General features: G+C 63.1%; 12 protein-coding genes. All 12 read left to right on the top strand.

Annotation, left to right across the window (positions count from 1 at the left end):
• Positions 1 to 306 precede the first annotated feature (306 nt).
• The 12 genes from rpsB to fabZ all read left to right on the top strand — a co-directional run bounded on the left by rpsB (position 307) and on the right by fabZ (position 12,058).
• Entirely contained in the window at positions 307 to 1,059 is a 753-nt protein-coding gene (gene rpsB, locus BW39_RS00310; protein WP_012206747.1) for a 30S ribosomal protein S2, read from the top strand.
• Between the two features lie 113 nt (positions 1,060 to 1,172).
• Entirely contained in the window at positions 1,173 to 2,069 is an 897-nt protein-coding gene (tsf, locus tag BW39_RS00305) for a translation elongation factor Ts (RefSeq protein ID WP_013801447.1), read from the top strand.
• A 64-nt stretch (positions 2,070 to 2,133) separates the two neighbouring features.
• Positions 2,134 to 2,856: a UMP kinase gene (gene pyrH, locus BW39_RS00300; RefSeq protein WP_012206745.1), complete on the top strand. Its 723-nt coding sequence runs from the start codon at positions 2,134 to 2,136 to the stop codon at positions 2,854 to 2,856.
• Between the two features lie 43 nt (positions 2,857 to 2,899).
• Positions 2,900 to 3,460: a ribosome recycling factor gene (gene frr / locus BW39_RS00295; protein WP_012206744.1), complete on the top strand. Its 561-nt coding sequence runs from the start codon at positions 2,900 to 2,902 to the stop codon at positions 3,458 to 3,460.
• Positions 3,461 to 3,495: 35 nt separating this feature from the next.
• Positions 3,496 to 4,242 (top strand): polyprenyl diphosphate synthase, encoded by a 747-nt coding sequence (gene uppS, locus BW39_RS00290; RefSeq protein ID WP_043819024.1) that lies wholly within the window; start codon positions 3,496 to 3,498, stop codon positions 4,240 to 4,242.
• 13 nt (positions 4,243 to 4,255) lie between these two features.
• Positions 4,256 to 5,110 carry a phosphatidate cytidylyltransferase gene (locus tag BW39_RS00285; RefSeq protein WP_043819022.1) on the top strand — a complete coding sequence of 285 codons (855 nt, stop codon included), beginning with the start codon at positions 4,256 to 4,258 and terminating at the stop codon, positions 5,108 to 5,110.
• Positions 5,107 to 6,285, top strand: coding sequence for a 1-deoxy-D-xylulose-5-phosphate reductoisomerase (gene ispC / locus BW39_RS00280; RefSeq protein ID WP_043819021.1), 1,179 nt, complete (start codon positions 5,107 to 5,109; stop codon positions 6,283 to 6,285). The genes BW39_RS00285 and ispC overlap by 4 nt, the downstream gene beginning before the upstream one ends.
• Before the next feature lie 82 nt (positions 6,286 to 6,367).
• Positions 6,368 to 7,738, top strand: coding sequence for an RIP metalloprotease RseP (gene rseP / locus BW39_RS00275; protein ID WP_043819018.1), 1,371 nt, complete (start codon positions 6,368 to 6,370; stop codon positions 7,736 to 7,738).
• 45 nt (positions 7,739 to 7,783) lie between these two features.
• On the top strand, positions 7,784 to 10,081 hold the full coding sequence (gene bamA, locus BW39_RS00270; RefSeq protein ID WP_013801452.1) for an outer membrane protein assembly factor BamA: 2,298 nt from the start codon (positions 7,784 to 7,786) through the stop codon (positions 10,079 to 10,081).
• Positions 10,081 to 10,590, top strand: a complete 510-nt coding sequence (locus BW39_RS00265) for an OmpH family outer membrane protein (protein ID WP_013801453.1) — start codon at positions 10,081 to 10,083, stop codon at positions 10,588 to 10,590. The genes bamA and BW39_RS00265 overlap by 1 nt, the downstream gene beginning before the upstream one ends.
• Positions 10,591 to 10,613: 23 nt before the next feature.
• Positions 10,614 to 11,621 (top strand): UDP-3-O-(3-hydroxymyristoyl)glucosamine N-acyltransferase, encoded by a 1,008-nt coding sequence (gene lpxD / locus BW39_RS00260; RefSeq protein ID WP_013801454.1) that lies wholly within the window; start codon positions 10,614 to 10,616, stop codon positions 11,619 to 11,621.
• Positions 11,618 to 12,058, top strand: coding sequence for a 3-hydroxyacyl-ACP dehydratase FabZ (fabZ, locus tag BW39_RS00255; RefSeq protein ID WP_012206736.1), 441 nt, complete (start codon positions 11,618 to 11,620; stop codon positions 12,056 to 12,058). The genes lpxD and fabZ overlap by 4 nt, the downstream gene beginning before the upstream one ends.
• Positions 12,059 to 12,063: the final 5 nt, after the last annotated feature.

Raw genomic sequence — 12,063 nt, 5'->3', positions numbered from 1 at the left:
TGTGCATGTTGTGCAACTGCCGCGGCCGTGAGGGGTGGTGAGCGCGCTTTGAGAGCGAAGCCTCGGTTGAGGGGTGGCGTGTGCTAGAATCTTGCGGCTTTGCTAGGGGTTCCCCCTGATTTTCTCCGCGATTGCCGGGGGTCAGGCGAAAGCTTTTGGGTGCGGGGTGTTCGTCAAGAACGCCTGCCCATGCTTGGGGATCCTGCGCAAAGTCAATCGCAAACCAGTCCCTTCAAGGTGTTGCGCCCTGTGTTTCAGGGGGCAATTGTCGGGCTGGATTTTAGACCTAACCTTTGAGGTATTCATATGTCCGTCACTATGCGCGAGATGCTGGAAGCAGGCGTCCACTTCGGTCACCAGACCCGTTTCTGGAACCCCAAGATGGCCCCCTTCATCTTCGGTCACCGCAACAAGATCCACATCATCAACCTGGAAAAGTCGCTGCCGATGTTCCAGGACGCCCAGAAGTTCGTCAAGCAACTGGCGTCCAACGGCGGCACGATCCTGATGGTCGGCACCAAGCGCCAAGCCCGCGAGATGGTGGCTGCTGAAGCCCAGCGCGCTGGCGTGCCCTTCGTTGACCAGCGTTGGCTGGGCGGCATGCTGACCAACTTCAAGACCGTCAAGACGTCCATCAAGCGTCTGAAGGAAATGAAGGCCCAGCAAGAAGCCGGCCTGGAAGCCATGAGCAAGAAGGAACAGCTGATGTTCGTTCGCGAACTGGAAAAGCTGGAAAAGGACATCGGCGGCATCCAGGACATGAACAGCCTGCCCGACGCCATCTTCGTGATCGACGTGGGCTTCCACAAGATCGCCGTGGCCGAAGCCAAGAAGCTGGGCATCCCCCTGGTTGGCGTGGTTGACTCCAACCACAACCCCGAAGGCATCGACTATGTCATCCCCGGTAACGACGACTCTGCCAAGGCTGTGCAACTGTACGCCCAAGGCATCGCCGACGCGATCCTGGAAGGCCGCGCTGCTGCACTGACCGACGTGGTCAAGGCTGCATCCGGCGAGAGCGGTGACGAGTTCGTGGAAGTGGAAGAATCCGCTGCCTGATTGAGCTTGTCCGGCTGAGCGACCTCGTCGCTGAATAAGAAGCGGGGCTCAGGGTAGCCCCGTTTTTTTAGCCGAAATCCTGTAACGAATCGAACTGACATTGGAGAAATACGATGGCTGCAATTACCGCAAGCATGGTGGCTGAACTGCGCGCAAAGACTGACGCGCCCATGATGGAATGCAAGAAGGCCCTGACCGAAGCCGAGGGCGATCTGGTCAAGGCCGAAGAGCTGCTGCGCGTCAAGCTGGGCACCAAGGCTGGCAAGGCTGCCTCGCGCGTGACCGCTGAAGGCGTGATCACCGCCTTCATCGATGGCAACAAGGGTGCCATGATCGAAGTCAACAGCGAAACCGACTTCGTGTCCAAGAACGACAGCTTCATCGCGATGGCCAATGCCGCCGCCAAGCTGGTCGCCGAGCAAAACCCCGCTGACGTGGCCGCGCTGAGCGCCCTGGCTTATGAGCAGGACGGTTTCGGCCCCACCCTGGAAGATGTGCGCAAAGGCCTGATCGGCAAGATCGGCGAGAACATGTCCTTCCGCCGCTTCAAGCGTTTCGACGGCACCAGCCTGGCTTCGTACCTGCACGGTTCGCGCATCGGCGTGATCGTCGAGTTCGAAGGCGATGCAACCGCTGCCAAGGACGTCGCCATGCACGTGGCCGCCATGAAGCCCGTGTCCGTGACCAGCGCTGACGTGCCTGCCGAGCTGATCGAAAAGGAACGCACCGTTGCTGCCGCCAAGGCTGCCGAATCCGGCAAGCCTGCCGAGATCGTCGCCAAGATGGTCGAAGGCTCGGTTCAGAAGTACCTGAAGGAAGTTTCGCTGGCCGACCAGGTCTTCGTGAAGGCTGCCGACGGCAAGCAGACCGTGGCCCAGATGCTCAAGGCCGCCAACACCAACGTCAAGGGCTTCACCCTGTACGTGGTCGGCGAAGGCATCGAAAAGAAGGTTGACGACTTCGCTGCCGAAGTGGCTGCCCAAGTGGCCGCTGCCAAGGCCGGCGCCTGATTCGTCTGAGCGCCTGAACCGTTCCCTTCACCATCCACCACCATCCACCTTTCGGAGAAACACCATGTCCAACGCCGCACCGGCCCACAAGCGCATCCTGCTCAAGCTGTCCGGTGAGGCGCTCATGGGCGACGACTCGTTCGGCATCAACCGTGCCACCATCGAGCGCATGGTCTCCGAAATCGCCGAAGTCACCCGCGTGGGTGTCCAGGTGGCCGTGGTGATCGGTGGAGGGAATATTTTCCGTGGCGTGGCTGGTGGTTCGGTCGGAATGGACCGCGCCACCGCCGACTACATGGGCATGCTGGCCACCGTGATGAATGCCCTGGCCCTGGCCGATGCCATGGACAAGCAGGGCCTCATCGCCCGTGTCATGTCGGCCATTGCCATCGAGCAGGTCGTGGAGCCCTATGTGCGCCCCAAGGCTCTGCAGTATCTCGAAGAGGGCAAGGTGGTGGTGTTCGCCGCCGGCACCGGCAACCCGTTCTTCACGACCGATACGGCCGCGGCACTGCGCGGCGCGGAGATCGGTGCCGAAGTGGTGCTCAAGGCCACCAAGGTCGATGGTGTCTACACCGACGACCCGATGAAGAATCCCAACGCGACCCGCTATCACAAGCTGGCTTTCGACGAGGCCATTTCGCGCAACCTGGGCATCATGGACGCCACTGCCTTTGCGCTGTGCCGCGATCAGAAGCTGCCGATCCGGGTGTTCTCCATCATCAAGCCCGGCGCGCTCAAGCGCGTGGTCATGGGCGAGGATGAGGGCACGCTGGTGTACGCTTGAGCGTTTTGATCCCGCGTTTCACAGCTCTTCAAGGAACAAGAACATGACGATTGCAGACATCAAGAAGACCACCGAGTCCAAGATGGGCCAGTCCATCGAAGCGCTCAAGAACAATCTTGCGCGTGTGCGTACCGGCCGTGCCAACCCCTCGCTGCTGGACTCCATCCATGTGGATTACTACGGCTCCATGGTGCCGCTGTCCCAGGTGGCCAACGTGAACCTGCTCGATGCGCGCACCATCAGCGTGCAGCCCTGGGAAAAGAGCATGTCCGCCAAGGTGGAGAAGGCCATTCGCGAAAGCGATCTGGGCCTGAACCCTGCCTCGCTGGGCGATCTGATCCGCGTGCCCATGCCTCCCATGAGCGAGGAACGCCGCAAGGAAATGACCAAGCTGGCCCGCAACGAAGGCGAAGCTTCCAAGATCGCCGTGCGCAACCTGCGCCGCGACGCCAACGAAGCCGTCAAGAAGCTGGTCAAGGACAAGGAAGCCTCGGAAGACGATCAAAAGCGTTGCGAAGCCGATGTCCAGAAGATGACCGACAAGCACATCACCGAGATCGACGCGCTGGTGGCTGCCAAGGAACAAGACATCATGGCGGTCTGAGGCGTTCTGCCTCGCTTGCCTCAGGGCCCGTACCTTTGACAAACCAAGACTCCGGCGCGGTGCCGCGCCATATTGCCGTCATCATGGATGGCAATGGACGCTGGGCCAATCGCCGCTTTCTGCCGCGACTGGCCGGCCACAAGCAGGGCGTGGAATCGCTGCGCCGCTGTGCCCGCGCCTGCGTCCAGCGCGGCGTGCAGGTCCTGACCGTCTTCGCCTTTTCTTCCGAGAACTGGAACCGCCCCGAAGAGGAGGTTTCCGGTCTCATGGGCCTGCTGGCCAATGCCCTTGCCAAGGAAGTGCAGCAGCTGAGCCGCGATGGCGTGCGCCTGCACTTCATCGGCGACCGCAGTGGCCTGAGCGAGAAAGTGTGCGCAGGCCTGGCTCAGGCCGAGCAGGTCACGGCACACAACAACCGCCTGGTGCTCAATGTCTGCTTCAACTACGGCGGGCGCTGGGACATTGCCCAGGCCGCAGCCCGGCTGGCAGAGCAGGGCGAGCCCATCACTGCGCAGAGCCTGGACCGTGCACTCGCGCTGTCCCATGTGCCCGACCCGGACCTGCTGATCCGCACTGGCGGGGAGATGCGCATCAGCAACTTCCTGTTGTGGCAGGCCGCGTATTCAGAGCTCTTCTTCAGTGCCAGCCTGTGGCCTGATTTCGACGAGGCCTGCCTGGACGAGGCCATTGCCGCTTTCACTTCGCGCGAGCGGCGCTTCGGCCAGACCTCCGCGCAAGTACACCAATCACAATCGAAGTCGTCCCATCAACAGACGACCTGAACAAGGGGGAGCCATGCTCAAGCAGCGAGTCATCACCGCCCTGATCCTGCTGGCCATCTTGCTGCCTGCGCTGTTCTATCCGACGGGCGTTCCGTTCGCCGTGGTGGTGCTCGTGCTCATGGCGGCGGGTGCCTGGGAATGGGGCCGTCTCAACGGCTTTGGCTCCGCTGGTGCCATCGGCATAGGTGCCATCTGCACGGCGATGTGCGTGGGAACCTGGGCCGCGGGCTGGCTGGAGCGTCCCCTGACCGTGGTCTGGGTGGTCGCTGGCTCCGCCTGGGTGTTGGGCGGCGCGGCACTGCTGCGCGCAGGCGTGGCCGGCTGGCCGCGCATTGCGGGGCCTGTGCGACTGGTTGGCGGAGTGCTGGCCCTGTGGCTGGCCTGGGTGGCCGTGGTGCAGGCGCGCATGATGGGCATCAACTTCCTGCTGTCGGTGCTGGTGCTGGTCTGGGTGGCCGATGTCTTTGCATATTTCGCAGGCCGGACCCTGGGCTTGAAATTCACCAAGTCCAAGCTCGCGCCGTCCATCAGTCCCGGCAAGAGCTGGGAAGGCGTGTGGGGCGGCATGGCCGGCGTGCTGGTGCTGGCCTTGGCCTGGGTCTGGGCGGACCGCCACTACGCGGTGGCCGTGCCCAGTTTCTATTCGTTGCTGTTGGCGCGCGGGGCCTGGTTCCTGCTGCTGGCGGTTGTGTTCATGGCCGCGATGAGCGTGGTCGGCGACCTGGTCGAATCCCTGGTCAAGCGCAGCGTGGGCGTCAAGGACAGCAGTGGTCTGCTGCCCGGCCATGGCGGCGTGCTTGACCGCGTCGATGCCCTGCTGCCGACCCTTCCGCTGGCCATGATGCTTTCCTCTTTCGCGCATTCATGAAGCAGAAAATCACCGTCCTGGGCTCCACAGGCTCCATCGGTACCAATACGCTGGACGTGGTGGCGCGCCACCGCGAGCACTACGAGGTCTTTGCACTCAGCGCGGCCACGCAAGTGGACCTGATGCTGCGCCAGTGCGCCGAATTCAAGCCCGCCTATGCCGTCATGGCCAGCGCGCCACACGCGAAGCTGCTGGCTGAGCAGCTGCGCAGCAATGGATTGGCGACCGAAGTGCTGCAGTCGCCAGACGCGCTGGAGCAGATCGCCTCGCATCCCGAGGTCGATGCCGTCATGGCTGCCATCGTCGGTGCGGCGGGCCTTGCGCCTTGCCTGGCGGCCGCGCGCGCGGGCAAGCGCCTGCTGCTGGCCAACAAGGAGGCTCTGGTCGTTGGCGGCGCACTGTTCATGGACACGGTCAAGCGCCACGGCGCGACCCTGCTGCCCATAGACAGCGAGCATTCGGCCATTTTCCAGTGCCTGCCGGAAGACCGAGCCAGCTGGCCCGATCGCGTGGACAGTCTGCTGCTCACGGCGTCGGGTGGGCCCTTTCGCCTGCGCGATCCGGCCACCTTGTCCGAGATCACGCCGGAGCAGGCCTGCGCGCACCCGAACTTCTCCATGGGGCGCAAGATCTCCGTGGACTCGGCGACCATGATGAACAAGGCGCTGGAGGTCATCGAGGCACGCTGGCTGTTCGACATGGCTCCCGACAAGATCAAGGTCGTCATCCACCCGCAGCAGATCGTGCACTCCATGGTTCAGTTCAAGGATGCCTCGGTGCTGGCACAACTGGGCACGCCCGACATGCGCGTGCCCATCGCCTGCGGCCTGGCCTGGCCCCGACGCATCGCCAGCGGCGCGGCGCCCCTGGATTTTGCAAAGCTGTCGGCACTGACCTTTGAAGAGGCGGATGCCGTGCGCTTTCCTGGCCTGCACCTTTCCTGGCAGGCGCTGCTCGCCAGCGAGGGAACTACGGCGGTTCTCAATGCTTCCAACGAAGTCGCCGTTGCCGCCTTCCTGGAGCGACGCCTGGCATTTGACCGTATCCACGCTGTGAATTTGCGCACTCTCGAAACCTTGCTGCCGCCTACACTGGGCAGCCTGGACGACCTGCTGGCCCTGGACGCCCAGGCCCGCGAAATCGCGCACACCGTGGCGCGGCAGTGGCAGCTGTAATGCCGGCTTCGCGGGCCAGACCGGGTTTCTCGGTGGGCCTGCGGCGGTATCCAGGTGCGCATTGGATTCAAAGGAGTATCAATTGTTGCTGACCGTAGTTGCATTCGTGGTCGCGCTGGGCGTGCTGATTGCCGTCCACGAGTGGGGCCACTACCGCGTCGCTGTGGCCTGCGGCGTGAAGGTGCTTCGGTTTTCCGTCGGCTTCGGTCGCCCCATCCTGCGCTGGAAGCGCAAAGGTTCGGACACGGAATTCGTCATCGGTGCACTGCCGCTTGGCGGCTATGTGCGCATGCTCGACGAGCGTGAGGGCGAAGTCCCGGCCGACCAGCGCCATCTGGCATTCAACACCCAGCCGCTGCGGTCACGTGCGGCCATCGTGGCGGCAGGCCCGGTGGCCAATCTCGTGCTGGCCATTGCGCTGCTGGCCATCGTCAATTGGATGGGCATGCAGGAACCCGTGGCGCGATTGGCCACGCCGCCGGCGGGCACGGTGCTGCAGATGGCGGGCGTGCAGGGCGGCGATCGCGTGCTGCGCATCGCCTTGGGCGACCAGGAGTGGGAAGAGGTCCGCTCCATCAATGATCTGCGCTGGACACTGACGCGCGCCGCGCTCGATGACGAGTCGGTGCGCATGGAAGTGCTCCAGGGCCGGCGCACCGCACCGTCCGAACTGCGGCTGGCGCTGGCCGGGCAGGTGCAGGGCGAGCCCGATGCCGCCTTCTTCGAGCGCCTGGGCCTGCTGGGGCCCTGGACGCAGCCCGTGCTGGACAAGGTGATTGCCGGTGGTGCCGCCGAAAAGGCCGGCCTGCGCCAGGGCGACCTGGTGCTGCGCGTGGGCAGCACCCCGGTGGATGACGGCACCCAACTGCGCAATCTCATCCGCAAGATGGGTGCATCGGGCCAGGTCCAGCAGCAGGTCTGGCTGGTGGAGCGCGATGGCAGGCAACTGCATATTCCCGTGCTGCCTGATCTGGGCCGCTCGGAAGATGGCAAGGAGAGCATTGCCCGCATCAGTGCCTACATCGGCAGCGCTCCCGAGATGGCTCTGGTGCAGCGCGGTCCGCTGGAAGGCCTGTGGGCTGGCGTGCAGCGCACCTGGGAGCTGTCGTCGCTGACGCTGCGCATGATGGGCCGCATGGTGATAGGCGAGGCATCGCTCAAGAACATCAGCGGCCCCTTGACCATTGCCGACTATGCGGGGCGCTCGGCCAGCATGGGCCTGGTTCAATACCTCTCGTTCCTGGCGCTGATAAGCATCAGCCTGGGGGTTCTCAACTTGCTCCCCCTGCCGGTGCTCGATGGCGGGCACCTGATGTATTATCTTTGGGAGGGCGTGACTGGCCGAAGCGTGTCGGAAGTCTGGGCCGGGCGCTTGCAGCGTGCAGGCGTGGCGGTTTTGATGATGATGATGTCCGTCGCCTTTTTCAACGATATCAACCGGCTTTGGGGCTAACTTTTCAGCCGTTTTCGGCAAGCCGCAGCGGCGGCAAATCCATTCATGACTAAACGTATCAATCGCCTGGGCGTGCGCGCTGCATCGACCCTGGCTGCCATGGTTTTGGCTGCCAATGCAGCCTGGGCGCTGGAGCCCTTCCGGGTACAGGACATCCGCATCGAAGGCCTGCAGCGCGTGGAGCCGGGTACGGTCTTCGCATCCATCCCGCTGCGCGTGGGCGACCAGTATGACGATGACAAGGGCGCAGCTGCGATCCGCTCGCTGTTCGCGCTGGGATTGTTCAAGGACATCCGCCTCGAAGCCAATGGCAACGTGCTCGTTGTCGTCGTCGAAGAACGCCCGACCATCGCTGAGGTGAACTTCGCCGGCACCAAGGAGTTCGACAAGGAAACCCTGCAAAAGGCCATGCGCGATGTGGGCCTGGCAGAAGGTCGTCCCTTCGACAAGGCCCTGGCCGACCGTGCCGAGCAGGAGCTCAAGCGCCAGTACATCAACCGCAGCCTTTATGGCGCGGAAGTCGTCACCACGGTCACGCCCATCGAGCGCAACCGCGTCAACCTGACCTTCACGGTGACCGAGGGCGATCCGGCCCGCATCAACGAGATCCACATCGTCGGCAACAAGGCCTTCAGCGAATCCACGCTCAAGGACCTGTTCGACCAGGACACCGGCAACTGGATGAGCTGGTACACCAAGTCGGACCGCTATGCGCGCAACAAGCTCAACGCCGACCTGGAAACGCTGCGCTCGTACTACCTGCAGCGTGGCTACCTGGAGTTCCGCGTGGACTCCACACAGGTGGCCATCTCGCCCGACAAGCAGACCATCTCGCTGACCCTGAACATCCATGAAGGCGAGCGTTTCGTGGTCTCCGGCGTCAAGCTGGAGGGCAACTACCTCGACCGCGACGACGAGTTCAAGTCCCTGGTCAAGATCAAGCCCGGCGAGCCCTACAACGCCGACCAGGTCACGGCGACGACCAAGGCCTTCACCGAGCACTTCGGCAACTTCGGCTTTGCCTTTGCACGCGTCGAGGCCGTGCCGGACATCGACCGTGCAACCAACCGGGTGGCCCTGGTGCTGCACGCCGAGCCTTCTCGCCGCGCCTATGTGCGACGCATCAATCTCAGTGGCAACAACCGCACGCGCGACGAAGTGATCCGCCGCGAATTCCGCCAGTACGAAGCTTCCTGGTATGACGGCGACAAGATCCGCCTGTCGCGCGACCGTGTGGACCGTCTGGGCTTCTTCACCGAGGTCAATGTCGAGACCCAGGAAGTGGCGGGTTCGCCCGACCAGGTGGATCTGGTCATCTCGGTGGCTGAAAAGCCCACCGGCTCGCTGCAGCTGGGCGCTGGTTTTTCCAGCGCTGAAAAGGTTTCGCTGTCGTTCGGCATCAAGCAGGAAAACGTGTTCGGCTCGGGCAACTACCTGGGCGTGGACGTGAACACCAGCAAGTACCGCCGCACCATGGTGCTGTCCACCACGGATCCGTACTTCACCGACACCGGCATTTCGCGCACTTACGATCTGTACTACCGCACCGACCGTCCCTACTACGACGATGCGGCCTACAAGATCGTCACCTCGGGCGGCAGCGTGCGCTTTGGCGTGCCCTTCAGCGAGATCGACACGGTGTATTTCGGTGGCGGCGTGGAGCGCTCCGAAATCAAGCCCGGCACCTACCTGCCCCAGGCGTACAAGGACTATGCCGACAAGTACGGCTACTCCAACACGGGCATACCGCTGACCCTGGGCTGGTCACGCGACAGCCGTGACAGCGCGCTGGCGCCCAACTCGGGTCTCTACCAGCGCCTGAACACCGAGTGGTCGGTGGGTGGCGAGGCCCGCTATGTGCGAGCCAACTACCAGATCCAGCAGTACATCCCTCTGAGCAAGAAGTACACGCTGGCACTGAACGGTGAACTGGGCTACGGCAAGGGCCTCAATGGCCGTCCGTTCCCGCTGTTCAAGAACTTCTTCTCGGGTGGCCTGGGCTCGGTGCGTGGCTTCGAGCAGGGCTCGCTGGGTCCGCGCGACACAAAGGAAAACCTGGCGCTTGGCGGCTCCAAGAAGGTGACCTTGAACGCAGAGTTCATGATTCCCTTCCCCGGTGCCGGCAATGACAGGACTTTGCGTCTTTTTACATTCCTCGATGTGGGCAATGTCTACGGGGCCAACGAGAACTTCGATCTCGGGGAGCTGCGGGCTTCCACGGGCCTGGGCATCAGCTGGATTTCCCCGCTGGGCCCCTTGCGTCTCGCCTTTGCTCAACCCATCCGCAAGCAGACCGGGGATAAAATCCAGCGACTGCAATTCCAAATCGGAACCTCTTTCTAATGAAATCTCTATCTAGCCATTTTTCCCTGGCTGTGCTGCTTGGCGCCATGGCTGTTTCTGCGCACGCTCAAGAGTTCAAGGCCGGCTTTGTGAACACGGACCGCATCTTCCGTGAAGCGTCGACGGCCAAGGCTGCGCAGTCCAAGCTGGAGCAGGAATTCTCCAAGCGTGAGAAGGAACTGGTCGACCAGGGCAATACGCTCAAGAGCGCTTCGGAGAAGTTCGAGCGTGAAGCGCCCACCATGGCCGAAAGCCAGCGCGTCTCCCGTCAGCGTCAGCTGGTGGACCAGGACCGCGAGTTCCAGCGCAAGCGCCGTGAGTTCCAGGAGGACCTGAACTCCCGCAAGAACGAGGAACTGGCCCAGGTGCTGGAGCGCGCCAACAAGGTGGTCAAGCAAGTGGCCGAATCCGAGAAGTACGACGTCATCCTCCAGGAAGCCGTCTACATCAACCCCAAGTACGACATCACTGACAAAGTGATCAAGGCGCTGAACGGCGGCGGCAAGTAAGCCAGCGTCCAGGGCTGCATGCCGTGAGCGTATTGTTGGGTCAGATCCTCGATGCACTCGGTGGCGAACTGGTCGGTGGCGAAAGGGAGATGCCCATCTCCCGCATCGCGCCGCTGGATTCCGCCGGGGCCGGGGATCTCAGTTTTCTGAGCAACCCCCGCTACCGCCAGCAACTGGCCGCCTCCGAGGCGGCCTGCGTTATTGTGGCGCCCGCCATGCGTGAGCTGGCGCAGCAGCGGGGTGCCTGCATCGTGGTCCCTGACCCGTATGCCTACTTCGCCAGGGCCACGCAGTGGTGGAAGCGGAACTGCAGGTCTGTGGCGCCGGCCGGTATCCATCCAAGCGCGGTGGTGCACGAGAGTGCCATCGTTGATGCCTCTGCCACGATCGGCCCGCTCTGCGTGGTTGAAGAGGGTGCCACCATCGGTGCCCACACCGTGCTCAAGTCGCGCGTCACCATTGGCGAGAACTGCCATGTGGGCGCGCGCTGTCTGCTGCATTCCGGCGTGGTGCTGGGAGCGGACGGCTTCGGGTTTGCGCCCGAGAACGGAGCATGGGTGAAGATCGAGCAGCTCGGTGGCGTGCGGATCGGCGACGATGTGGAAATCGGCGCCAACACTTGCATAGACCGCGGAGCGCTGGACGACACGGTGATCGAGGACGGGGTCAAGCTCGACAACCTGATCCAGATCGGTCACAACGTGCACGTCGGCAAGCATACGGCCATGGCCGGTTGCGTGGGGGTGGCCGGCAGCGCGCGCATTGGCGCGCATTGCACCGTGGGAGGCGGCGCCATCGTGCTGGGCCATCTGCAGCTGGCCGACAGGGTGCATATTTCGGCAGCGACGGTAGTGACCCGTTCGCTGACACAATCAGGTGTTTACACGGGCATGTTTCCCGTGGATGAAAACGCCAAATGGGAAAAAAATGCTGCGACGCTGAAGCAGCTGCACTCCATGCGCGATCGCATCAAGGCCCTGGAGCGGCAACTGCAGCAATCGGCGGATCAAGGCCATAACGGAACGCAATGATGGATATTCACGCAATTCTCAAGCAACTGCCCCACCGCTACCCCTTCCTGCTGGTGGACAAGGTCACGGAGCTTGAGCGCAATACACGCATCAAGGCGATCAAGAACGTCACGTTCAACGAGCCCTATTTCATGGGCCATTTCCCAGGCCGTCCCGTCATGCCGGGCGTGCTCATCCTGGAGGCGCTGGCGCAGGCTGCCGGCCTGCTGGCCTTCGATGCCATGGGCCAGGTTCCCGACGAAAACAACATCTACTATTTCGTGGGCATCGACGGTGCGCGCTTCAAGCGCCCCGTGGAGCCGGGCGACCAGCTGGTGCTGGAGATCACCATCGACCGCGTTCGCGGCGGCATCTGGAAGTTCAAGGGCGTGGCCCGCGTCGAGGACGAAGTGGCCTGCGAAGCCGAGCTGATGTGCACCATGCGCAACGTGGGCTGACGGGC

The organism is Delftia sp. RIT313 (assembly GCF_000632165.1).
Taxonomy (GTDB): domain Bacteria; phylum Pseudomonadota; class Gammaproteobacteria; order Burkholderiales; family Burkholderiaceae_C; genus Comamonas; species Comamonas acidovorans.
The sequence above is the reverse complement of the archived record's forward strand: the minus strand, read 5'-3'. Positions and strand labels throughout refer to the sequence as shown.

Bases quoted from the DNA above. Each gene is read 5' to 3' on its own strand.
- rpsB (WP_012206747.1), top strand. From the start codon at position 307: ATGTCCGTCACTATGCGCGAGATGCTGGAAGCAGGCGTCCACTTCGGT.
- tsf (WP_013801447.1), top strand. From the start codon at position 1,173: ATGGCTGCAATTACCGCAAGCATGGTGGCTGAACTGCGCGCAAAGACT.
- pyrH (WP_012206745.1), top strand. From the start codon at position 2,134: ATGTCCAACGCCGCACCGGCCCACAAGCGCATCCTGCTCAAGCTGTCC.
- frr (WP_012206744.1), top strand. From the start codon at position 2,900: ATGACGATTGCAGACATCAAGAAGACCACCGAGTCCAAGATGGGCCAG.
- BW39_RS00285 (WP_043819022.1), top strand. From the start codon at position 4,256: ATGCTCAAGCAGCGAGTCATCACCGCCCTGATCCTGCTGGCCATCTTG.
- ispC (WP_043819021.1), top strand. From the start codon at position 5,107: ATGAAGCAGAAAATCACCGTCCTGGGCTCCACAGGCTCCATCGGTACC.
- bamA (WP_013801452.1), top strand. From the start codon at position 7,784: ATGACTAAACGTATCAATCGCCTGGGCGTGCGCGCTGCATCGACCCTG.
- BW39_RS00265 (WP_013801453.1), top strand. From the start codon at position 10,081: ATGAAATCTCTATCTAGCCATTTTTCCCTGGCTGTGCTGCTTGGCGCC.
- fabZ (WP_012206736.1), top strand. From the start codon at position 11,618: ATGATGGATATTCACGCAATTCTCAAGCAACTGCCCCACCGCTACCCC.